The sequence below is a fragment of the Agrobacterium rosae genome (assembly GCF_002915175.1).
Classification (GTDB): Bacteria; Pseudomonadota; Alphaproteobacteria; order Rhizobiales; family Rhizobiaceae; genus Agrobacterium; species Agrobacterium rosae.
In genome coordinates this window covers 252129-270968 of the sequence record NZ_NXEJ01000012.1, presented here as the reverse complement: position 1 = coordinate 270968, position 18840 = coordinate 252129, and the positions used below count along the sequence as shown (strand labels likewise).

General features: G+C 57.3%; 19 protein-coding genes, 1 pseudogene and 1 riboswitch. Of the genes and pseudogenes, 7 read left to right on the top strand and 13 right to left on the bottom strand.

Annotated features, from left to right (window positions below; genetic code table 11):
• Window positions 1-24: 24 nt before the first annotated feature.
• Window positions 25-861: a helix-turn-helix domain-containing protein gene (locus CPJ18_RS24045; protein ID WP_103660284.1), complete on the bottom strand. Its 837-nt coding sequence runs from the start codon at window positions 859-861 to the stop codon at window positions 25-27.
• A 131-nt stretch (window positions 862-992) separates the two neighbouring features.
• Here CPJ18_RS24045 and CPJ18_RS24040 point away from each other — a divergent pair, with 131 nt between their 5' ends.
• A complete protein-coding gene (locus CPJ18_RS24040) occupies window positions 993-2036 on the top strand; it encodes a fatty acid desaturase (protein ID WP_103660283.1) in 1044 nt (347 codons plus the stop codon).
• Window positions 2037-2056: 20 nt separating this feature from the next.
• Complete coding sequence (locus CPJ18_RS24035; protein WP_103660282.1) at window positions 2057-2800, top strand: phosphate/phosphite/phosphonate ABC transporter substrate-binding protein; 744 nt, start codon at window positions 2057-2059, stop codon at window positions 2798-2800.
• Between the two features lie 17 nt (window positions 2801-2817).
• Here CPJ18_RS24035 and CPJ18_RS24030 read toward each other — a convergent pair whose 3' ends face one another.
• The 8 genes from CPJ18_RS24030 to CPJ18_RS23990 form a co-directional block, all read right to left on the bottom strand.
• Entirely contained in the window at window positions 2818-4311 is a 1494-nt protein-coding gene (locus tag CPJ18_RS24030; RefSeq protein ID WP_103660350.1) for an HAL/PAL/TAL family ammonia-lyase, read from the bottom strand.
• A 74-nt stretch (window positions 4312-4385) separates the two neighbouring features.
• Window positions 4386-5126 (bottom strand): histidine utilization transcriptional repressor HutC, encoded by a 741-nt coding sequence (hutC, locus tag CPJ18_RS24025; protein ID WP_103660281.1) that lies wholly within the window; start codon window positions 5124-5126, stop codon window positions 4386-4388.
• Between the two features lie 92 nt (window positions 5127-5218).
• A complete protein-coding gene (locus CPJ18_RS24020) occupies window positions 5219-6133 on the bottom strand; it encodes an ABC transporter substrate-binding protein (protein ID WP_103660280.1) in 915 nt (304 codons plus the stop codon).
• Between the two features lie 62 nt (window positions 6134-6195).
• Window positions 6196-6867: an ABC transporter permease gene (locus CPJ18_RS24015; RefSeq protein WP_080803364.1), complete on the bottom strand. Its 672-nt coding sequence runs from the start codon at window positions 6865-6867 to the stop codon at window positions 6196-6198.
• Complete coding sequence (locus CPJ18_RS24010) at window positions 6864-7514, bottom strand: ABC transporter permease (RefSeq protein ID WP_080803361.1); 651 nt, start codon at window positions 7512-7514, stop codon at window positions 6864-6866. The genes CPJ18_RS24015 and CPJ18_RS24010 overlap by 4 nt, the downstream gene beginning before the upstream one ends.
• Window positions 7511-8626 carry an ABC transporter ATP-binding protein gene (locus CPJ18_RS24005; RefSeq protein WP_103660279.1) on the bottom strand — a complete coding sequence of 372 codons (1116 nt, stop codon included), beginning with the start codon at window positions 8624-8626 and terminating at the stop codon, window positions 7511-7513. Before CPJ18_RS24005 ends, CPJ18_RS24010 begins: the two co-directional genes overlap by 4 nt.
• Before the next feature lie 127 nt (window positions 8627-8753).
• Entirely contained in the window at window positions 8754-8993 is a 240-nt protein-coding gene (locus CPJ18_RS27680; RefSeq protein ID WP_407026505.1) for a cupin domain-containing protein, read from the bottom strand.
• A 355-nt stretch (window positions 8994-9348) separates the two neighbouring features.
• Entirely contained in the window at window positions 9349-10362 is a 1014-nt protein-coding gene (locus CPJ18_RS23990; RefSeq protein WP_245445483.1) for a sensor domain-containing diguanylate cyclase, read from the bottom strand.
• A 224-nt stretch (window positions 10363-10586) separates the two neighbouring features.
• Between CPJ18_RS23990 and CPJ18_RS23980 the strand changes: the two genes are divergently transcribed.
• On the top strand, window positions 10587-10739 hold the full coding sequence (locus CPJ18_RS23980; protein ID WP_103660274.1) for a CsbD family protein: 153 nt from the start codon (window positions 10587-10589) through the stop codon (window positions 10737-10739).
• Window positions 10740-11414: 675 nt separating this feature from the next.
• On the opposite strand, the gene CPJ18_RS23975 is transcribed toward CPJ18_RS23980, so the two are convergent.
• Window positions 11415-12866 carry an EAL domain-containing protein gene (locus CPJ18_RS23975; RefSeq protein WP_167397973.1) on the bottom strand — a complete coding sequence of 484 codons (1452 nt, stop codon included), beginning with the start codon at window positions 12864-12866 and terminating at the stop codon, window positions 11415-11417.
• A 406-nt stretch (window positions 12867-13272) separates the two neighbouring features.
• A riboswitch (Fluoride riboswitch) is annotated at window positions 13273-13349 on the top strand.
• 89 nt (window positions 13350-13438) lie between these two features.
• Here CPJ18_RS23975 and CPJ18_RS23970 point away from each other — a divergent pair.
• From CPJ18_RS23970 to CPJ18_RS23955, 4 genes and pseudogenes are all read left to right on the top strand, one after another.
• A complete protein-coding gene (locus tag CPJ18_RS23970; RefSeq protein ID WP_103660272.1) occupies window positions 13439-15259 on the top strand; it encodes a voltage-gated chloride channel family protein in 1821 nt (606 codons plus the stop codon).
• 10 nt (window positions 15260-15269) lie between these two features.
• A pseudogene (gene crcB, locus CPJ18_RS23965) lies at window positions 15270-15653 on the top strand (fluoride efflux transporter CrcB).
• Window positions 15654-15655: 2 nt separating this feature from the next.
• Entirely contained in the window at window positions 15656-16093 is a 438-nt protein-coding gene (locus CPJ18_RS23960) for an EamA family transporter (protein ID WP_103660271.1), read from the top strand.
• A 28-nt stretch (window positions 16094-16121) separates the two neighbouring features.
• Entirely contained in the window at window positions 16122-16304 is a 183-nt protein-coding gene (locus tag CPJ18_RS23955) for a hypothetical protein (RefSeq protein WP_103660270.1), read from the top strand.
• Window positions 16305-16391: 87 nt separating this feature from the next.
• Here CPJ18_RS23955 and tnpC read toward each other — a convergent pair whose 3' ends face one another.
• From tnpC to tnpA, 3 genes are all read right to left on the bottom strand, one after another.
• Window positions 16392-17963, bottom strand: coding sequence for an IS66 family transposase (gene tnpC / locus CPJ18_RS23950; RefSeq protein WP_103660269.1), 1572 nt, complete (start codon window positions 17961-17963; stop codon window positions 16392-16394).
• Between the two features lie 69 nt (window positions 17964-18032).
• Entirely contained in the window at window positions 18033-18386 is a 354-nt protein-coding gene (tnpB, locus tag CPJ18_RS26665; RefSeq protein WP_146258722.1) for an IS66 family insertion sequence element accessory protein TnpB, read from the bottom strand.
• Complete coding sequence (gene tnpA / locus CPJ18_RS26660) at window positions 18383-18769, bottom strand: IS66-like element accessory protein TnpA (RefSeq protein ID WP_245445482.1); 387 nt, start codon at window positions 18767-18769, stop codon at window positions 18383-18385. Before tnpA ends, tnpB begins: the two co-directional genes overlap by 4 nt.
• Window positions 18770-18840 lie beyond the last annotated feature (71 nt).

Genomic DNA, 18840 nt, shown 5'->3' with positions numbered 1-18840 from the left:
AGGCTGCCTTTGATCGCTCTACTCTCAATGAACCTTGAGCGATCTCACATAGTCGGCGCTCTCATGCGCATGCACGCGGGTAAACCGGATCAATTCATCGAAGTGGCGCTGCATCTTGCGGATCGACTCGGCGTTGTTGAGGACGAGATACATGCCGCCCACGAAGATCGCCGCGCGGTGCGATCCAAAGATCGTGTAAGGCACGGAGAAGCGCTCCTTTTCGTAAAACAGAAACAGGCGGAAGGATGGATACAGCTCATTGATAAGATCGGACATGTAACGCAGCTGTGCGGCTCTGACCTCTTTTTTCAACCCGCTCCACATGCCCTGTCCCTGTGCAAAGGCTTCCAGCGTTTCGCACGGCATGCAGACCTCCATGTCAGTGCCCGGTTGGCGATTGTAATCGAGCCGAAAGGCCGTCTCACTGGCCTGCGGTCCGACGTTCTGATGCGCGCTCTCGGCTTCGAAGGCTATGATCTGAGGGGTCCGCAACAGGTCGGGGATGCGTGCTGGAACATAGCGGATCTTCGACCCAGTCGCCTCGGCATGCCATTTCATTAGCAGTGTATCGGTATAATCCTCGCCGCCTTCCTCGATTTCGAAGCTCGGTCGCAATTCGCCTGTCAGGCCGGGGTCGTGCGAGATGCCCAAAAGCCAATCGAGCGAAACCGCATGGCGCTCGGCAATGTTGAGGAGGGTTTCCACGCGCGGCAGACGCGCCGAATCACCCGACAAAAGCTGCGAAAGCGCCGAGCGATCAATGCCGATCCCGGCTGCAAACGCGGAGTGTGTGACGCCCGAACGTGTCACAAGTTCTAGCAAGCGGACACGAAAAAGTTCCGCCAGAGCCCGCTTGTCCATAATCAACCTCATTGTTTATAAAAGTAAACACATTACACCTCCTGTTACCAGAAACAACAATTGGTCACCATCCTCTCGTTGCTCGCTTGCATTGTCGATGAGATCCTGATCCGGGATAATTTGTGGGGATCATGATGAGCGGAACTTTTTCCGACAGACAAAAACTACGATCGCACCACCGTCTAATGCGGAAGATGAGAATAGAGTGGCCCACGATCGGTCTGCTGTCTGCGTGCTACGGATTTTGGGGGGCTGCAGGCTACGGTCTTTATCCGACCTATCCAATCGCAGCGCTCTTACTGATGGGGGTGGCGGTGGCCTTACACTCCTCGCTTCAGCATGAGGTTCTACATGGGCATCCTACGAGAAGCGCACGGGTGAATGAGGCGCTGGTCTTTGCACCACTCGGCGTGTTCTACCCCTATCGCAGCTACAAACGGACGCACCTTCAGCACCACGCGGATGAGCGTCTCACCGATCCTTTTGACGATCCTGAAAGCTACTACCGCGCTCTGAGCGACTGGGAGACGATGCCGGTGTTCCTCAGGCACCTGTTGTCCTGGAACAACACATTGATCGGACGGGTGATTATCGGCCCGCCTCTGATGGTTGTCGGCTTCACCGCCTCAGAGTGGTGTAAGATATTGAAGGGCGATCGCAAGGTCATCATTGCATGGATGCTTCACCTTTCGGGGCTCATCCCGACCTTGCTGGTCGTCTCTCATCTCTTCGGCATTCCGGTCTGGCTCTATGTCGGCGTTTCCGCCTATCTTGGGGTTTCGATTATCGCCATCCGCTCCTATTGCGAGCATCAGTGGGCGGAACAGCCGGACGGGCGGACGATCATCGTCGAAAATTCGCTACTTGCACCCCTCTTTCTTTATAACAACCTGCACTTCGTGCATCACAAGTTGCCTACCGTGGCCTGGTATGACCTTCCATCGCTCTATCGTAGCGGACGCGCGGACTGGCAAAGGATGAATGAGGGTTACGTCTTTACCAACTATTTCGAAGTCTTCCGCGCCTTCGCATTCAAGGCGAAGGAGCCCGTGGTTCATCCAGTCCTGAGGCGTGACGACGCTTTGCCCATGACTATCGTTTCCTCCCAGGAGCAGATTAATCTTTCTGACTTTCTTCTACCCGGCAACGTCGTAACATCGGATCTGTCCGCGTGAGATGGATTGCAGCTCTGCCGATGTACGACTGGCCAGAAGTGCGTTCCAATGTGGATGGCACTTGGGAGGAAATGCGTGCCCGTTTCATGGCAAAAGGCATTGATGCGCCACAGCACCTCGTTCGACGCAACGCGGACATGCCCCCAGTTCCAGGCGGCATTCGCAGGGAGGGCGGATCGCTCATCGCGCCAGACCCAGCGACGCTCGATCCTGACGCCCTCGACCTTGCCGTCCTCTGGCGCCACCCAGCTCTTCTTATCGCGACCACCTGCTGGGGGCCGATGGAGCTTGGCCTGCAGGATCATGTCCAGGTCATTGGTCAAAGCTCCTATGACAATATCGCAGGCGGCTCTGGTATCTTCTACTCGAGCGCCGTTATTGCCCGCAGGGAGAATGGCTCGAGCGTCGCGGTGCCTGACACTGGCGGACCTGTCTTGCCGGTCACGCTGTTTCAGGGCCGGAAACTTGCCTTCAACGAGCATCGCTCGATGTCGGGTTATCTAGCCTTAAAGCGTGACTTGGAATCCATCGGCGAAAGTCTCGACCTATTTTCCGCATTAATCGAAACCGGTGCACACCGCGCCTCGGTCATAGCCGTGGCAAGGGGTAAAGCGGATTTTGCCGCAATCGATTGTCAGTCATGGATGCTGGCAGAACGATACGAAGCTGCGGCAAGGGATCTGCATGTCGTTGGCTGGACGGGACAGCGCAAAGGCCTGCCATTCATCCGTGCCAAGTCCGTCAAGCTTGACTTACTGATGTAGCCGCCCGCCCGAATTGACTAAAGTAACTGTGGAGGGATGGCCTGCGATAAGAACAGTCTCGTTTTTTCCATGTCGGACGAGATTGGGCGGTCATCCACGTAATGGCTGAGCTGCGACCGCAATAGGCTGTGGAGCACGTCCGTGCCCGGTGCCCTGCACGCCACACTTTCTAAAAAATCATGGGCCTGTGTGGCGGCCATCCATTCGATGGCTAGGATGTATTCAGCATTGTCGAGAACGGCGAGAAGCTTGTTGGCGGCGGCCGTCGGATGCGCCAGGAAATCCTCCTGAAGAGCGGAGGTCAGGCCACCATCGGTCGAGGCGGGGGCCGCAAGCCGTCGATTGTCGTTTGCAAGAGTGGCAGCAGTATACTGCGCGATCATGAACCCGGAGTGGCTTCCCGGATCGGAGGCGAGGAAAGGTGGCAGCCCGCTCACCAGCGGGTTGACCAGCCTGTCGATTCGTCTCTCGCTCATAGCCGCGATCTGGGCAATGGCGATCGCAAGAGAGTCTGCGGCGAGGCCAAGCGCCGGGGCCACCGCATGGGCTTCCGACCAGACGAGCGGCTCCTCCGGCGTGCCAGCGACTGCTGGATTATCGGTGACCGATGCGAGTTCTCGATCTACAACGGTGGCACATGTCTGGAACAGATCGCGTGCGGCACCATGGGCATGGGGAATGGCGCGCAGGCTTAACGCATCTTGTGTGCGGCGGCCTTTCGATGCCTCTATAAGGCCACTTCCCGCCAGGCGGGCGCGCAAGGCCGCGCCGACCTTGGCAATGCCATCGGAAACGCGCAGCGAAAGGACGGGCTCGCTAAAGGCGGATATCTGGCAACCGGTAGCCTCCAGTGTCAAGGCAGCAACCGCATCGGCCCAGTCGAGCAGCCGGGAGGCGCGGTCGAGAGCAACGCTGAAAAGTCCGGTGGCGCAGGCCGTGCCATTGACAAGGCACAACCCTTCCTTCGGGCCAAGCACCAGCGGCTCCAGTCCGATCTCGGCCAATGCGTCCCGCCCACTGAAGATGCGTCCTCCTATTCTGGCGGAGCCTTCGCCAATGAGGACGAGTGCTGTGTGCGCGTTATGGGTGAGATATCCTGCCGATCCGCGAGAGGGCACGTCTGGAATGCAGTCCAGTTCGAGAAAGGTCGTCAGATGCTTGATAATCTGTCGGCTGACGCCGGAATATCCATGGGCGAAATTGGCGATTTGGGCTGCAATGATTGCGCGCACGTCGCGAGGCGGGAGAAGGCGACCGACGCCGCAGGCGTGGCTCAGAATGATGTTGTGCGAAAGTTTGCCAAGCGCTGCCCGGTCGACCACCGTATCTGACAAGGCTCCGACGCCGGTGTTGACCCCGTAGGCACGGATGCCGCGCTCGACAATGCTGTCGACGATCTGCTGCGCCGTCTCGATGCGCTGAAGGGCAGCGTCCGACAGGGCTAACGCTTCTCCCCTACTGACAGCCGCCACCTCCTGCCAAGTTAGCCTGTCATCGAGCAACACGGTCATGCGAGTGTCCTGATATTCGTTCGGAAAGGGACTGTTCATTCGGGAGGAGACGGGCATCGTCCCCGAATGAAGGATCAGGTGCTGTAAAGGCGGTAGCGACTGCCGGGGTAGAGCAGGCGCACCGAGGAGATCACGCCGGCTTCAGACCACGTGCGGCGGCGCACTAGAAGGCACGGTTCCGTCTTGGAAATGGCGAGCAGTCTGCACTCCCAAGGCTGCGCCGTCACCGCCTCGATATGCTGCTCGGCTTTTACGATCGGCGCCACGGATGTGAGATAGCCGTTCGGCGTGGTTCTGTTGAAGTCCTGATCGATGTAGTGCGGAACGATGGTGTGGTTGACGAAACGATCCTCAATTTGCATCGGCATGGAGTCTTCCGCATGGACCATGATCGAATGCGACACCGGGCTTCCGATCTCGACCAAAAGCGCCTCTGCCAGTTCGGCGTCACAGCTTTCCATGCGCAGCACGATGACGTTGGCCGTGTGGACGCCGCCATTGCGGGTGATCTCATCGGCAATGTTGGGCACGCTCTGAAACTGCGACGTTCGCTTCTTGCTGGCAACGAATGAACCCTTGCCCTGCACACGAATGACGAAGCCTTCATCCGCCAGTTCCCGCAATGCACGGTTGGCGGTCATACGACTAACGCCGAGCAGCTCGACCAATTCGTTTTCCGAGGGAACCCGTTGACCGACCGACCATTCGCCGGTTTCGACACGGCTTCGAACATAATCCTTGAGCGTGACGTAGAGCGGCTTGTCGGCTAACTGTTCGCCTTGGCCCTTTTTGATCTGTTTCTCTACCGTCTGCATGAGGCTCCAAAAGGCGAACGACGAAGGTTCGGCATCTGACGCGTCGTCGGCGCGTGTGCGGGTATGGTGCGTGCCATACCCGCAAACAGCATCTAGTTCAACTCGTGAGTCGTCAGCCACTCTTCGGCCACCACATCGAAGCTGTCGTGATTGGCAAGGCGACCGTTCATCACGATCAAATCCTTGGTGGTCAAAGCGGAGGAAACCGCATTCAGCGTTTTCGTGACCGTATCGTTGACCTTGGCCTTTGCCATGACCGGCACGATGTTCTGGGCCGGGAACAGGTTTTTGACGTCTTCGAGAACGACCAGATCGTTGGCCGCGATCGCCGGATCCGTCGAGAAAAGGTTAGCTGCCTGAACCTGGTCGTTCAGGAGTGCAGACAGGGTCAGCGGGCCGCCGACATCTAGGGGCTTGAACGACTTGAACTCAAGGCCGTAAAGGTCCTTTAGGCCGATGATGCCTTCCTTGCGCGTCTTCCACTCCGGCGGGCCGCCGAGGACGATTTCTGATGCAGCCGGCGCGAGATCGGCGATCGTCTTGAGCTTGTATTTCTCCGCCGTTGCGCGGGTCACGGCTACGCCGTCGGAATCCTGCGCCTTGGACGGTGTCAGCATCGTGACGCCTTCCGGCAGGGCGGCCTTCAGAGCATTCGCCACGTCTTCCGGCGAGTGGGCGGTGGCATTCTTGTCGAGGTAGCTCAAGGTCGCGCCAGCATATTCCGGCAGGAGATCGATCGAGCCGTCTAGAAGTGCCGGCATATAAACTTCGCGGCTGCCAATGCTGAGCTTCGTTTCAGTCTTGATGCCCTTTGCCTCCAGCGCCTTGGCGTAGATGGTGGCCAGAAGCTGGCTTTCAGGGAAATCGGCCGAGCCGACGATGATGGTGGACGTATCCGTACGTTGAGCCGGAGCCTTTCCAAGGGGGTCGGTCTGGGCGAGCGTCGTGGTAGCGGAAAGCGCGATCAGCGCAAATGCGCCAGCGACCTTTAAGATATTGAATGCCATGCAAACTACTCCTTTTGTTTCAACGTCTTCAAAAAAAATGCAGTCTTGGTTGAGGGCCCGCCTTATGCGCGGCGGGTTAGTCCGGGTGACACCGTGAGCCTTGATATGATGCCGATCACCAGATCGACCATAAGGGCGAGCGCACCGACCAAAATGGCACCGGCTGCCATCTGGTAGTAGTCGTTCTGCGCTCGGCCATCGATGATAAGGCGTCCAAGCCCGCCAAGCGACACGTAGGCCGCGATGGTTGCAGTGGAGATAATTTGCAATGTAGCGCTCCGTAGCCCGGAGAAAACCAGCGGCAGGGCGCAGGGCAGTTCTACATCTAAAAGAATACCGAGCGGACGCTTGCCCATGCCGCGCGCCGCATCCACCGCCGCCGCATCCACCGCCGCAACGCCGGCATAGGTCGCGCTCATGATGGGTGGAACGGCGAGCAGAACGAGAACGATGATGCTGGGCACGATGAATGCCATATCCGATGCAAAGACCGGACCAAATAGGATGACGAGCAGTACGATAAGACCAAGGCTTGGCAGTGCACGCAGCGCATTTGCAAGACCTGCAATGACAACCACACCGCGGCCGGTGTGTCCGACATAAAGACCGATTGGCAAGCCGATTAGGCATGAGAAAAAGAGGGCAACACCGCTATAGATCAGGTGCTGAATGACGAGGGCGAAGACGCCATCCGTGCCTGTCCAGTGGGCCGGATCGGAAAACCATGCGATCATCGTTCTGCACCTCCGGGCTGCCATGGTGTCAACCGTTTTGTGGCAAAGAGCACGATCCCGTCGAGGAGGGCTGCCAGCAGCACGCAAAGAACGATCCCGGCAAAGATCGGCGTTAGGAAGCGCAGTTGAAGCCCTTGGGTGAAGAGAAGACCGAGCTGCGGTGTGCCGACGAGTGCTGCGACGGACACGATGCTGACATTGGAGACCACAGCGACACGCAGGCCCGCGGCAATGACCGGCACCGCAAGGGGTAGCTCAACGAAAATAAGCCGCGGCAATGTGCGGTAGCCCATGGCGTTGGCAGCCTGAATGACATCGGGCTGTATGGAATTGAGGCCGTCATTGACGGTGCGGATAAGTAGAGCCAGCGCATAAATCGTCAGCGCGACAACCACATTGAGCGGATCGAGAATGCGCGTGCCAAGGACGAGCGGCAGGAGAACGAAAAGAGCGAGAGACGGGATGGTGTAAAGCAAACCAGCCGCACCGAGCATAGTCGAACGGAAGAAACCGGCCCTTTGCGCAAGCCACCCAAGAGGAAGAGCAAGGAGGAGGCCGATGACCACGGGGATCACGGAAAGCCAAAGGTGCCAGAGGAAGAGTTCGGCGATACGGCCGGACTCGCGGTACAGCCAATCGAACCTCATACTTGCGCTCCCACACGACCGGAGCGAGCCGCCTCGATCGCGGCTGCCACATGAGACAGGGTGACGGTGCCCGCCAATACGCCTGATGGTCCAACGATCACGCCACGACCCGACGGTGAACTGAGTGCAGCATCGAGGACGTGGCGCAGGCTGCTGCCTTCGACGGCAAGCGTTCCGCTGAGATTGAGATCGCCATCTCTCAATGGAGCCTTGGCGCTTTCGATATCGGCCCAGCCTAGTGGTCGGTGCTCGGCGTCTGCTACGAGCACCCATCTGTCGGTCGCTATCTGCCGAAGAGCTTCTGGGGTGGCGCCAAGCGTGGCTGTCGGTTCCTGGCCAAGTGGCACGCCGCCATTATGGAATTCGGTAAAGCCGAGGATGCGATAACCCCTGTCGCGTCCAATGAAATCGGCCACGAAGTCGTCGGCGGGTCTTGCCAGCAGTTGTTGGGGGGTGGCGATCTGCGCCAGCGTACCGCCGGTGCGCAGAACTGCGACTTGATCTCCAAGTTTCAGAGCCTCGTCAATGTCATGGGTGACCATGATGATGGTTTTACCGATTTCGCGCTGAAGGCGAAGGAACTCGTCCTGCAACTGGGCGCGGACCACCGGATCGACAGCGCTGAAAGGTTCGTCCATGAGCATAAATTTCGGGTCTGACGCGAGTGCGCGCGCAACGCCGACACGCTGTTGCTGGCCACCCGAAAGCTGCCATGGATAGCGATTGGCAAAGGCGGAGGAGAGACCGACACGTTCTAAAAGGTCATGAGCAGTGCCAAGCGCCTGCCCCTTGGGCGCTCCGTTCAGCCGCGCGGTTGTAGCGATGTTCTGCACGACGGTGCGGTGGGGAAACAGTCCGGCGTTTTGGATGACATAGCCGATCTTGCGCCGCAGTAGCGCGATGTCCATCGCATCTGTTGGCTCGCCGTCGAGAAGAATTCTACCCGAGGAGGGCGTGATCAGCCGGTTGACCATACGAAGTGATGTCGTCTTGCCGCAGCCTGAAGGGCCGACAAAGATTGTGAGCTTGCCGGTCGGTGCAGTCAGCGACAGATTATCGACAGCCGTTGTCGGGCCACGGTAGTGCTTAGTGACTTGGTCGAATGTTATCATGGCACAGTCCCCTGATATCGATATCGGATCTGGCCAATGCTCCGATATGCTTTGGTTGTCTATACAAGCATGAAGATCGGACCTAAGCAAGCGGGGCGCTTAAAAAAACTGCGCACTCTGATAGTGCTTAAATCTTATGCGGGACTATTATGGCAAAGCAGCGAAGGGGTAGGATCACTATAAAGTGGGAGAGGTGCTCAACGGGTATATCGCTGCTAGCTCTAGGAGTGCTCAACTCGGCCATCATCCGTCCGAGCGCCCAGCGCATCGCCGTCTGCTCTGTTTCGTCATTGATATGGACAATGGGTGGACGCATGCCCAGCAGTAAACTGGAATCCGGTCCATCGAAACCGAATTGCTGCGGCACATTTTGAAACAAATGCCGCCCTTTTCATAGGTGAAGACTTCACCGTTGCGTCGGCCAGCGAAAAAAAGCGGCATCAACGGACGCGAGGTCTGATTTGCTGCTTATGCGAAACGGACGACCGCTCGGCAGCAAAACGCAATGCCCTGATTTCAGCCGGAGCCGCGGATAGAACCACACCGCCGCGATCCGTCGTACAAACTAGGAAACTCCGCTGCGAGGTCGATCACAAGGATATGCACCTGTGTCGTCTGCCTTTCCTCCGTGAGCGTCACCATGGCGCTGAGCAGGCCATCATATTCCGATGCCCACCGGAGGGGCATCCACCCCATCAGTTCAGCCCCTGACATTGATTTTTTTACGCAGCACTCACCGCAAAGTCGTCTTGTATTGCAAGCTCAAAACTATTCTTACCTCCTGCTTTGGCCGAATATAGAGCGCGGTCAGCAAGTGCGAAAACGTCGTTGGGAACTGCTTCCTTTTTGATGATGGTTCCGCCGACCGAAGCGCTAATTTTGAGTTCGATGGACGATGGATCCCACCACCATTCAAGAGCGTCAACGACATGCTTTCCAAGGTCCTGAAGACGTTTTGCGGACTCGCAAGTGTGAATGACAGCGAATTCATCACCACCAATACGCGAGATAACAACGGCGTCAGGTAGCGCTTTAGTAAGCTTACTCCCCGCTTCTCGTAGACATTCGTCGCCCATTTGGTGCCCCAGCGTGTCGTTGATTGCTTTAAAGCCGTCCAGGTCCACAAGTAGCAATCCATATTGGACGTGGGTGCCACCTGTACACATCGCGGCGAGAACAGATTCAAACTTTGCGCGTGAAGCGAGTCCTGTCAGCGTGTCAATTTCCGTTAGCCGACGAATATTATCGACCATGGCTTTCTCGGCGGTAATATCCTGCTTCATTCCAAAAATGCGTATAGATCTTCCCTCGCCCCGCTCGACGATAGCGGTAATCCTGATCCAGCGCGAGTTGCCTTTCGCAGTGATGATCTGCGCATCAAGTGTAAAACCGTCGCCGTCTTGTATCGCCGCGTTGCGTGCGGCCCTGAGCTTTTCTCGAGACTCTGACGTATAGAGTGCGACGATGTCAGCTCTTGTAAGAGGGGTTTGCGGAGGTAGGTCGAAAAACTCGAATACGGTATCTGTCCACGTCAGTGTCTCGTCAGGCAGGCTACATTCCCAGATACCAACACGGGCCGCCTTGAACGATTTCTCGAACAAACCCTGCAGGTGATTGAACTGCTCGGACGGCGACGCTACACCCTCGTTCATATTGAACGGAGTGGCACGTTCAGGTGACGAATGCATGTCGGCCTCACTGGCTAAAGTCGACGCCAGCTTCACATTGGCGCTCAACCCATATCTTTACATTGAAAAAGTTGAATGAAAGTTTCGGTCTCCTACCTTGCGGTAAAAAATGAAATATATTTTTGCTTATTTCAATATTTGTGGCTGATGCCATGGCCGACGCGTCAAAAAGAACGGCCCGGTCTCCGCTCCCGCCACTAGTATTGGTTTTCATGTGATTGTACCCGTTCCTTCACCAGTAACAAAATCCATTTCACATAAGGAGAACGACAATGGGTAGCACCAAGGTTAAGCGCAAGGCCAATGAAGTGGCTGGCGAAATCCGTCAGGCCCTAGGTAACACGAACGACAACCAAGAAATGCAAGGCAGGGGCGTGGCCCACGAAGCCAAAGGTCATGCGCAGCAGGCCAAAGGCGAAGCTTAGGAAAATGTGAGGATATCATTGACCGAGCATTATGGGCACGACGATAACTGTGAGCCGAAGTCGGATCGGGGCCCTTTTTCTTGCTACGGGTTATCGGAATTCTGTAATCCAAATATCAGCTGAAATGCACGAAGGGGCCTTTTAGCGATGACCACGTCTCAAAGTGAAGGCAGGTGGTCATGACTTTGTTTCATTAATACTGCATCGTGGAACATTCGAGTGCGAAGCGCTTTCCAGCGCGATGAACACCTTAAATCTCCGTCCTAAAGTTTTCATTGTGGAAGACCAATTGATTATCGCAATGTTGATTGGGGACCGTGGTCGCCGCAGGGCTTGAAGACGCTGGTCTGGCATCGTGCAAGGCTGATGCTTCGGATCTGGCTCCTCTTACGAACATCGCGCTGGTTGATGTAAATTCAACCGACGGTCCTATGCGCCTTGAGATCGGCGCTGTGCTGAAAGCAAGGCTGTATTCTTCATGACGGGGAACCCGAAAGAGGTTTTCAGTAACGTTCCAGAAGAACTTGGCGTCAATGCGAGACCTGTATCCGACGAGGATGTCTTTTAGGCCATTATGTTTGCGGCCATCCACTCCACAGGGTCAGAGCACCGTCGACCCAGAAACCTGACCCTCTTTGATCAACGATAGTGGCGCCAGCTAGGGTTGGAGCAGGCTCAGACTACGGAAATTTTCTGCGCAAAGGTCGAGCGCTCCTGGAGGAAAGCGGCAAACTCGTCTTTTGGCAACGCACGACTGAACAGCCACCCCTGTCCGAATTCAACCCGCGTTTCACTGAGGTATTCCGCTTGCTCGGACCGCTCCACCCCCTCCGCGACGATGCGGGTTCCAAGGGATTTTGCCATTTCGATGATATGATGGATAACCATGCTTTTCGGTGATGAGACGCCGATACTGTCAACGAAGGATTTGTCGATTTTCAGGACATCAAACGAAAGCTGCTCGAGATGCTGAAGGCTTGAGTAGCCAGTTCCAAAGTCATCAATACAAACAACATAGCCTGACTGGTGCGCCCGTGAGATTGTCTCGCTGACAGCGGCGTAGTCTAGGAAGCCACGCTCTGTCGCCTCTAACCAGATTTGGTTCGGTTGAAGGCGATGATCTCGAACGAGTCGGTCGATAAGCCGCAGAAAGCTACCGTCGGCGAGGTCCTCAGCCGACAGGTTGATGGCGATATGCAAGGACGAATCCCGGGACAAAATCTGACCGATGTCCTGTCCAATCCTATAAATGACCTGTGCAGTGATCTTCTGGATAAGCCCTGACTGTTCCGCGACAGGGATGAACAGATCCGGGCGAACCCAGCTGCCGTCAGGGCGCTTCCACCGCACTAACGCTTCCGCGCCAATACACTGCCCGGTCTTCAAGTCGATAAGTGGCTGGTAGTGAACTATGAACTCTTGCTGCCGGATTGCGATCTCAAGCTCACGACGCATGGATAATCTCTGCTTGGAAAACCAGACCACGGTCGATACCATCACACCTGCTAGCATAAGCGCCAGCGGTAGCATGAGGAGTTGCTCTCGCCTCAGCGTGCTGAATAATGCTGGATGCGGTTCGAGCGCTATAGCGATCCAGTCGTCGGATTTGACTACGCCGTAAGCATAGGTTCCATCAGGAGCGGATTGCGCCTGGGCAGCAATCCGTCGGATGGCCTCAAGGTCGGCGGCCTCCGTATGCGCAAAAACGCGTCCGTCTTTTGCGGCCACCGCCATGTGTATTTTCTGTTCCGTGATCACATCGACAAATCGAGCGGGATCGACAAGAACGTTATAGTTATCCTTTCTGTAGGCGAGCTTGGGAGTGCCACCCCTGAGTGCTGGCCTCAGAGCGAAGGTCACGTCCAAGCCACTTTCCGTTCGAAAGTCCGGAGTTGTCTCCGGAAGATCGAGACGCGTGCCCCAAGACGTGCATCGTAGAGCTCCGTCCTGAAGATATCCCATTTCCTCGATTGTCAGCATATTGAAGACTTCGCGCTGCATCAGGGCGATATTTGCTGTTGAGCAGGGTTCGCCATCGCTGTCGGATAACATGTCGATTGCAGCTTCCGCTTCAGATGCGGCGCGCGTGGCTCGAACCAGGATGCGCTCGGCAACGGTGTTGAGCATCGTCTGCTCGTCACTTCGGGCCAGAGCCCATGTGATCCAGAGCATGCCGAAGATCGGAACGCCGGCACCCAGGATACCGAGAAGGAGCGAAACCGCGATAATTTTTGAGCGTCGCAGGCTGACCTCCCGTTTGCTGCCGTCTATTTCCAGTTACAACAGTGCGCTAGGATTGTCATGAGGCGGAACGCTTGTTTCAAGACATGATCAAGAGTCACCCAGAACCAAAATCCCGTCATGGTAAGCAAGGATCCGGCGTAAGATGGCATCCGTCGACCACCCCTACGCGTAAGCGATGTGCCAGTACCACCTCGGTGTCCGACGGCATGGATTTCCGGGCGACCTCTCCCTCGCAATGGAATCTCGGGAATGGTGGACGTTGACAGTTCGCCCCAACATCACATATTGGTGTGAGCACGGTAATGGATTCTGCCGGGCGCAATGCCGAACCGCTTCCCCGACGAAGCTGATGACTCCTACTCAACGCGAACCACGCGAAGGAGTAGAGTTGTGTCTGGAATTCATTTTCTACCGTATTGCCATTCGATTGCTACATACGACGGAGCGTCTCTCGCATGACGCTCGCATCGATTTTCGGTCTTCGCTTTCAGCAAATCCGCAGTCTCGCAAAATGGATCGTTATCGTCGTGCCGATGGCGATGGCCGTTGGCTCACTCGTCGCCCTGTTCCTCTGGAGCCTCGACAGGGCAACCGAGTTGCGCTTCGAGTTCCCTTGGCTGATCTTCTTCATGCCGGTCGCAGGCTTTGCCATGGTCTGGGCATACGGAAAGTTCGGAAAGTCTGCCGAAGGCGGCAATAATCTCATCGTCGATCAAATCCATGAACCGGGCGGCGGCGTGCCGTTGCGCATGGCTCCGTTTATCTTGGTGACGACAGTTCTGACCCACCTGGTGGGCGGATCGGCGGGACGCGAGGGAACGGCCGTCCAGCTCGGGGGCAGTCTGGCAAGTGCGTTCGGCAAAGTATTCAAACTCACGCCATCCGATATTCGAATTCTATTGATGGCTGGAATCGCGGCTGGATTTGGCGCGGTTTTCGGCACTCCGATTGCAGGTGCGGTCTTCGCGCTGGAAGTGCTCACCATTGGCCGTATGCAATACGAGGCGCTGCTGCCAGCTCTTCTCGCGGCCGTCGTTGCTGACTGGACCTGCCATGCCTGGAGCATCGGTCACGTCCAGTATTCCATTTCCTATCTCGGCGGGATCGGTGAAGGCATCGGATTCCACCTCGACGCGCTTCTGATGCTCAAGGTGGTGATCGCAGGCGTCGCCTTCGGTCTTGCCGCGCACTTCTTCGCGGAACTCTCGCATCTGGCTTCATCTGCCTACAAGGCGATCCTGCCTTATGCGCCGCTGCGGCCCGTGCTGGCCAGCGCCATCCTGATCGGCCTAGTCTACGTCCTTGGGACACGCGAGTATCTCGGCCTGGGTGTCTGGTCGCCCAATCCGGACGACGCGACGATTCTCGGCTTTTTCCGCCCCGATCACATCGACTACTGGAGCTGGGCCTGGAAAGGGCTGTTTACCATCGTCACCCTAAGCGCGGGCTTCAAGGGCGGGGAGGTCACGCCGCTGTTCTTCATCGGCGCGGCGCTTGGAAGTGCGCTCGCTGGGGTGCTGGGCGCTCCGCCGGACCTGTTTGCTGCTCTCGGGTTTGTTGCGGTGTTCGCAGGAGCGACCAATACGCCGCTCGCGTGCATGATCATGGGCATAGAACTCTTCGGAGCGACGCACTCCGTCTACATCGCGGTCGCCTGCTTCGTCGCCTATCTCTGCAGCGGCCATTCCAGCATCTATCTCTCGCAGCGTGTCGGCGTGCCGAAGACAGCGGCCGCCAGCGACATCCCTCCGGACATTTCCGTCCGCCACATGCGCGACATGAACGCCCAAGCCAGAGGCGACCTCCTGGCTCAGGTTCGTTTGCGCTCACTCCGGACAACAGCAAATCTACAGGAAAGGCCAATCGCCATGACCAGCCACAAGCTCTCCTCACGCGAGATCGGGATGATCCGCGTTTATCTGAAGCCGCGCGAGAAGGCCGTCGGCAAGGGCGGATGGTTCGGCGGCGGCAAGCCTCTCTACCGTGAGCTTGTGATGCAGGCCAAGGCCGCAGGGATCATGAACGCCGTCGCCCACCACACCCATTTTGGCTACTCGAACAGTGGCAAGCTCCAGGACGAGGGCTTGGAGATTCCCAATCCGGACCTGACCATGTGTGTCGAACTCATAGCGGATCGCGAACAACTCGAACAGTTCTGCCGCACACATGGAGCGCTCCTGAAGGGCAAGGTGATCATCTACAAGCATATCGAGCACTGGGATGTGCTCGGTCACGAGATCGCCGCCGAAGAGGCTTTGAGGGAAGCGACGCGCTGAGGAAACGGCCATGATCTATCTCGTCGTCTTCTTCGGAGCTGGGATCGGCGGGGCTGCGCGCCACGCGGTCAACACGAGTGCCGCGCGGCTGTTCGGCTATGGCTTTCCCTTCGGTACTCTGACGGTGAACGTCCTCGGCTCCATCTTTATGGGTCTGCTGACCGAGTTCTTCGTGGTGCGCTCCGGCCTGCCACAGGAACTTCGCCTGTTCATGACGACCGGACTTCTCGGCGGCTTCACAACGTTTTCGACGTTCTCCCTCGATGCAGTCAGTCTGTAGGAGCGCGGACAATGGGGGATGGCGACCATCTACGTGGCGCTGTCGCTCTTCGGCTCGATGGCGGGCCTCTTTGTTGGATTGTCAATGATCCGCTTCAGCGGACACGGGAGCTGAGCATGAAGAACTTACTCACAAGCTGGCCGCTTTGGGCGCTGCTTTCGGCAGGATTCGCGGCCCTGACGGCCATTTTCGCGAAGGTCGGCATCGAGAACGTCAATTCCGATTTCGCAACCTTCTTCCGCACCATCGTCATCCTGATGGCCGCTGGCCTGATGCTGTACATCACTGGCAACTGGCAAGAGCCCTCGTCTGTGTCGCCGCGAAGCTGGCTGTTCCTCGTTCTATCAGGCCTTGCCACCGGAGCGTCATGGATTTGCTATTTCCGGGCGCTGAAGCTCGGCGATGCCGCACGCGTGGCCCCCATCGACAAGCTGTCGGTCGTTCTCGTTTCCGTCTTCGCCGTCCTGTTTCTTGGAGAGCGTCTGTCGCTGCCCAACTGGCTCGGCGTGGTGATGATCGCGGGAGGAGCGGTACTCGTTGCATATCGGGCTTGAGATTAGCTCCAGGAGGAGGTGGTGGAGGATGAGGGAGGAGAACCTATGGCGGGAGTGGTACGCATGGTTTCCGGTGAAGCCTGTCGACGAACGTCTTTTCTGGCTGGAGATCGTCTGGCGGCGGACGAACCCGCAATCCGGGCGCTGGGAATATAACTCGTTTCGCACGGACCGAGAGAAGGAAGATGAAGCTGCCCGCCGGGAGATATAGCGACCGCAGCGCGTCGCACCTTGGGTGATCGGTTCATTCAATTGAACAGCAATAGGATAATGGTTCATGGATAAGGCTGTCGCCTAGTCAGTATTTCCTCCATGGCAGAAGCTCATCGATCTGGTTCTGTTTGTGGCCGTTGACGATGGCGGTGATTGTTGCGGTCAGATAGTCCAAGGGATCGACGGCATTGAGCTTGCAGGTCTCGATCAGTGAGGCGATGATCGCCCAGTTCTCAGCTCCCGCGTCATGGCCTGCGAATAGTGCGTTCTTGCGATTAAGGGCTATTGGTCGGATGGTTCGCTCGACGCTGTTGTTATCAATCTCGATGCGACCGTCGGTCAAAAAGAGCTTCAGGCCATCCCAGTATTTTGCGATGTAGGCTAGGGCTTCGCCGAGCGGGGATTTTGCAGCGGCACTGGCGCGGTGATGGACAAGCCAGGCCTGCATGTCATCGACGAGCGGCGCAGATCGTTCGCGCCGACCTGCGAGACGAGCCTCGGGATCAAGGCCTCGTAATTCGGCCTCGATGCGATACAGTTCACCGATCCGTTTGACGCCGTCCTCAGCAATGGGTGCTGTTGCGTTACGAGTGATCTCTACCAGCTTGCGCCGCGCGTGCGCCCAGCAATAGGCGAGCTGAATGTTCCGGCCTATGCGGTCGGGTCCGATCAGTCTATTGTATCCGGCATAGCCATCCACCTGCAAAATCCCTTCAAACCCCTGCAATATCCGTTCCGCATGAATGCCTCCGCGACCGGGAGCATAGGTAAAGGCCACACCTGGCGGAGCTTCGCCATTCCAAGGACGATCATCCCGCGCTAGCGCCCAGAAGTACCCGGTCTTGGTTTTGCGCGATCCGGGATCGAGAACCGGAGCACGGGTCTCGTCCATGAACAACTTGGTCGAGCGCTTCAGCTCACTGATCAGCGCATCGAAGACGGGACGCAGTTCATAGGCTGCCCGACCGACCCAGTCGGCGAGCGTGGAGCGGTCGAGGTCCAAGCCTTGGCGGCTCATGATCTGCGCTTGCCGATACAGCGGAAGATGATCGGCATACTTGGAAACCAGCACATGGGCGATGGTTGCTTCTGTCGGTATTCCTGCCTGGATCAGCCGTGCCGGAGCCGGGGCCTGAACGACACCATCGGTGCAGGAACGGCATGCATATTTGGGACGACGTGTAACGATGACCCGGAACTGCGCAGGGACCACATCCAGACGCTCGGAGACATCCTCGCCGATGCAATGCAGGCAACCGCCGCAGGCGCACATCAGGCTTTCCGGCTCGATCACCTCTTCGACGCGCGGAAGATGTTTTGGAAGGGAGCCGCGATTGGTCGCGCGTGGCTTGGTGACCCTGGTGCCTGCAGGAACGTCCGCCTCGTCCTCGGCATGGATCGCGGCCATCGCCGTTTCTAGGTCTTCCAATGCCAGATCAAACTGATCGGGATCAGTCTTCTCGGATTTGCGCCCGAAGGCTGCCTGCTTGAAGGCGGCCACCAGCTTCTCAAGCCGTTCGATCCGCTCATCTTTGCGAGCGATATGCTCGTCCTTAATTGCTATCGCGACGTCCTTGGACGTCTCGCGTGCTTGGGCTGCGATCAGCATCGCCTTCAGCGCAGCAACATCATCGGGAAGATCGGCGGTGTCCAGCATGGCTGGAACTTACCAAATTCTGTGCCGATTTGCCCTCGGAATCTGTTGTCCTGAGTCATCTTGCCGCAGCTATTCGATGGTCTCCGGCGTTCTCGTCCTGACGGCATGAACCCGCCGCCAATCTAGGCCCGCAAACAGGGCCTCGAACTGGGCATGGGTCAACGTCATCAATCCATCCTTGATACTGGGCCATGTGAACGTGTGCTCTTCCAGCCTCTTATATGCCAGCACGATACCACTCCCATCCCAGTAGATCAGCTTCAACCGGTCCGCCTTGCGTGACCGGAACACGAAGACCGTTCCCGTAAACGGGTCCTTGTGCAGTTCGTTCTTCACCAGCGCCGCCAAGCCATCATGACCCTTGCGGAAATCCACCGGCTTGGTCGCCACCATGATCCGCACGCGGTTCGATGGAAAGATCATGTCGTCGCCACCAAAGCACGCGCGATGGCGGCGATCCGGGCAGCAGACGCACCCTCCTCAAGACGGATCGTGACAGGACCCACGACAATCTCGGTGCGACCAACCGCTTTAGGCGGAGGTTCCAAAACAGGTGGATCAACGATCACCGCCGCGAACTCTACCGCATCCTCCGGTGCTGGCAGGATCAACTTGCCCTGCCGCGCCATCGTCCGCCATGTGGAGAGGCTGTTTGCCCGCAATCCATAGCGCTGCGCAACTTCATTGACCGTCGCGCCAGGCCTCAAACTTTCCGAAACAATCTTCGCCTTGATCTCATCAGGCCAATGTCGCTGAACCCCACGTCCAGCCCTACCTGTTGTGAGAAACTCAAATGAGGTCTCCATCGAGAAACTCCGCTCTTTATCCATGAAAACTCGATCACAGATCAAACGCCGGAGGGCAACGTGGGACCAGA

Excerpts from the sequence above, each read along its gene's own strand:
- tnpB (WP_146258722.1), bottom strand. The coding sequence starts at position 18,386 with ATGATCTTTCCATCGAACCGCGTGCGGATCATGGTGGCGACCAAGCCG.
- CPJ18_RS24015 (WP_080803364.1), bottom strand. The coding sequence starts at position 6,867 with ATGATCGCATGGTTTTCCGATCCGGCCCACTGGACAGGCACGGATGGC.
- CPJ18_RS23970 (WP_103660272.1), top strand. The coding sequence starts at position 13,439 with ATGACGCTCGCATCGATTTTCGGTCTTCGCTTTCAGCAAATCCGCAGT.
- tnpA (WP_245445482.1), bottom strand. The coding sequence starts at position 18,769 with ATGGAGACCTCATTTGAGTTTCTCACAACAGGTAGGGCTGGACGTGGG.
- CPJ18_RS24005 (WP_103660279.1), bottom strand. The coding sequence starts at position 8,626 with ATGATAACATTCGACCAAGTCACTAAGCACTACCGTGGCCCGACAACG.
- CPJ18_RS24010 (WP_080803361.1), bottom strand. The coding sequence starts at position 7,514 with ATGAGGTTCGATTGGCTGTACCGCGAGTCCGGCCGTATCGCCGAACTC.
- CPJ18_RS24035 (WP_103660282.1), top strand. The coding sequence starts at position 2,057 with ATGTACGACTGGCCAGAAGTGCGTTCCAATGTGGATGGCACTTGGGAG.
- CPJ18_RS23980 (WP_103660274.1), top strand. The coding sequence starts at position 10,587 with ATGGGTAGCACCAAGGTTAAGCGCAAGGCCAATGAAGTGGCTGGCGAA.
- CPJ18_RS24045 (WP_103660284.1), bottom strand. The coding sequence starts at position 861 with ATGGACAAGCGGGCTCTGGCGGAACTTTTTCGTGTCCGCTTGCTAGAA.
- hutC (WP_103660281.1), bottom strand. The coding sequence starts at position 5,126 with ATGCAGACGGTAGAGAAACAGATCAAAAAGGGCCAAGGCGAACAGTTA.
- CPJ18_RS24040 (WP_103660283.1), top strand. The coding sequence starts at position 993 with ATGATGAGCGGAACTTTTTCCGACAGACAAAAACTACGATCGCACCAC.
- CPJ18_RS24030 (WP_103660350.1), bottom strand. The coding sequence starts at position 4,311 with ATGACCGTGTTGCTCGATGACAGGCTAACTTGGCAGGAGGTGGCGGCT.
- tnpC (WP_103660269.1), bottom strand. The coding sequence starts at position 17,963 with ATGCTGGACACCGCCGATCTTCCCGATGATGTTGCTGCGCTGAAGGCG.
- CPJ18_RS24020 (WP_103660280.1), bottom strand. The coding sequence starts at position 6,133 with ATGGCATTCAATATCTTAAAGGTCGCTGGCGCATTTGCGCTGATCGCG.
- CPJ18_RS23960 (WP_103660271.1), top strand. The coding sequence starts at position 15,656 with ATGAAGAACTTACTCACAAGCTGGCCGCTTTGGGCGCTGCTTTCGGCA.
- CPJ18_RS23955 (WP_103660270.1), top strand. The coding sequence starts at position 16,122 with ATGAGGGAGGAGAACCTATGGCGGGAGTGGTACGCATGGTTTCCGGTG.
- CPJ18_RS23975 (WP_167397973.1), bottom strand. The coding sequence starts at position 12,866 with ATGCTCAACACCGTTGCCGAGCGCATCCTGGTTCGAGCCACGCGCGCC.